This is a genomic window from Methylobacterium mesophilicum (assembly GCF_022179445.1).
GTDB classification, from domain to species: Bacteria; Pseudomonadota; Alphaproteobacteria; order Rhizobiales; family Beijerinckiaceae; genus Methylobacterium; species Methylobacterium mesophilicum.
In genome coordinates this window covers 1-1,317 of sequence record NZ_BPQU01000082.1, presented here as the reverse complement: position 1 = coordinate 1,317, position 1,317 = coordinate 1, and the positions used below count along the sequence as shown (strand labels likewise).

The 1,317-nt window shown below is 73.0% G+C and carries 1 protein-coding gene; it reads right to left on the bottom strand.

The features are described 5' to 3' along the window. Window positions 1–10: 10 nt before the first annotated feature. Window positions 11–1,315 (bottom strand): IS4 family transposase, encoded by a 1,305-nt coding sequence (locus tag MFF40_RS28295; RefSeq protein ID WP_238263138.1) that lies wholly within the window; start codon window positions 1,313–1,315, stop codon window positions 11–13. Window positions 1,316–1,317 lie beyond the last annotated feature (2 nt).

The window sequence follows — 1,317 nt, the reverse complement described above, 5'->3', positions numbered from 1 at the left end:
CCCAGCCCTTTCAAGGTGTTTGATTTGCCAGAACCCTGGCGGTTGCGACATGGGCGTTGGTCTGGCGTGCGGGCTCGGTAGACCGCGGCTTGGGTTTTCGCTGGCTGGCGGCCACGCGTTTGGGGTCGATGCGCCGGGCCAGGCTCAGCAGGCGCGGGGCCAGGGCCTTGGGATCGCCCGCGGGTCCCGTCGCGCAGTCGGCCGGCAGGGCGATGCGCAGGCCCTCGTAACCGCTGCGGACCTGCAGGGCGAGGTGATACAGCGACACCGTCGGGGCCGGCTTCCCGGCGGCGGTCTGCGCCCGCTCCACGCAGCGCTCGATCAGCGCCAGCACGTTGTAGGCCAGCAGCGCCACGCCGAAGCCGAGCAGGGCCGCGCGCGGATGGCCCAGGCTGGTGATCTCGCTGTGCAGCACGCGCTCCAGGCGCTGGAACATCCCCTCGATGCGCCAGCGGTCCCGGTAGGCCTGCGCGATCTGAGCCGCGCTCACCTGGGCCGGCAGGTTGGTCCAGACCCGCAGGATCCGCTCCCCCGCCTGGCTCGGCCGGTCGAGGGTGAGCTCGATCCGCCGCCACGGGGCGGCCTGCGCGCCCGGATCCGCCAGCGTGATCGCCTGCTCGCGCAGGCGGCCGGTCTCGGTCCGGCCGGCTTTGCGCCAGGCGCTCTCACCGCTCAGCCGCGGATGGCGCGCGTGCTCGCGCACGACGAAGCCGGCGCCGGCCGCGTCCCAACCCCGCAGCAGCGCGCCGGGGCAGAAGTGCCGGTCGCCGATCCAGACCTGCCCGGGCTCGGCCCGCTCGAACAGGGCCCGGCTCAGGACGCGCTCGTGCTCATAGGCGTCCTCACCCGCCACCAGGTCGGTCACCAGGCCGCTGTCGGGATCGTAGACCACGATCGCCGTCCCCGGCAGCGCCGCGCCGGGGCAAGCGCGCAACGCCGTCAGGCGCTTCTCGCTGGCCGGCAGGTGATTGCCGTCGATCACCCGCAGCGCGTAACCCGGAAGCCGGGCCGGACCCGGCCCCAGCTCCGCCAGCACCGGCTCGAGCCGCTCGGCGCTCGCCCGCACCAGGGCGCCCAGCAGATCCGGATCGGTCCGCTTGATCTTATCGTACAGCGCTGCCAGCGACACCGGCAGATCCCGGCTCTGGCGGGCGGCCGCATGCAGCGACGGCTGCAGGCCGACCACCACCAGCATCATCAGCTCGACCACCGTCGAGAACAGCAGATCGCGCTCGTACTGGCGACCGCGATGCTGCGCGAACACCGCGTCGAGCCAGGTGGCGGGAAACGCCTGATCCAGCAGCGTGCGCGCCATCA

Excerpts from the sequence above, each read along its gene's own strand:
- MFF40_RS28295 (WP_238263138.1), bottom strand. The coding sequence starts at position 1,315 with ATGGCGCGCACGCTGCTGGATCAGGCGTTTCCCGCCACCTGGCTCGAC.